The sequence below is a fragment of the Tsukamurella conjunctivitidis genome (genome assembly GCF_007858475.1).
GTDB classification, from domain to species: domain Bacteria; phylum Actinomycetota; class Actinomycetes; order Mycobacteriales; family Mycobacteriaceae; genus Tsukamurella; species Tsukamurella conjunctivitidis.
Genome location: NZ_VIGX01000071.1, coordinates 1 through 804, shown reverse-complemented (window position 1 = coordinate 804; position 804 = coordinate 1). Strand labels below are relative to the sequence as shown.

The 804-nt window shown below is 67.5% G+C and carries 1 protein-coding gene; it reads left to right on the top strand.

All coding sequences use genetic code 11. The features are described from left to right. A partial coding sequence (locus FK530_RS24405) for a PLP-dependent transferase (RefSeq protein WP_193560361.1) occupies positions 1-804 on the top strand: 804 nt, incomplete at both ends.

Below are 804 nucleotides of genomic sequence, written 5' to 3'. Positions count from 1 at the left end.
CGGAAGCCCTGGCGATCCTCAACCTGGCGGTCGCCGGGGACAACGTGGTGGCCTCCCCCTCCCTCTACGGGGGCACCGTGACGCTGCTGAAGAACACCTTGGGCCGACTGGGCATCGAGACCCGTTTCGTGGAGGATCCCCGCGACCCCGACGCCTGGAGCGCACTGGCCGATCAACGCACCGTCGCCTTCTACGGGGAGTCGATCCCCAATCCCAAGGGCGACATCCTGGACATCGAGGCCATCGCCGCGGCCGCACACGCCGTGGGCGTGCCCCTGATCGTGGACAACACGGTGGCCACCCCCTACCTGCTGCGCCCCATCGAGTGGGGTGCGGACATCGTCGTGCACTCGGCGACGAAGTACCTGGGCGGCCACGGCACCTCGATCTCAGGGGTGATCGTGGACTCCGGCAACTTCGACTACACCGCCGACCCGGAGCGTTTCCCCTTCTTCAACACCCCCGACGAGTCCTACAACGGGCTGGTCTACGGCCGTGACCTGGGAGCTGACGGCGCCTTCGGCGTCAACCTGTCCTACATCCTGCGCGCCCGGACCCTGGGAGAGCGTGACCTGGGCTTCGCGTCCTCCCCCTTCAACGCCTTCCTCATCGAACAGGGCATCCAGACACTGTCCCTGCGCGTGGACCGACACGTCGACAACGCCTTGGCGGTCGCGCGCTTCCTGGAGGCCCATCCCCAGGTGGAGTCCGTGGCCTACGCAGGTCTGGAGTCCTCGCCCTACCACTCCCTGGCACTGAAGTACACGCCCCGTGGACCCGGAGGGGTCCTGGCCTTCGTGATCC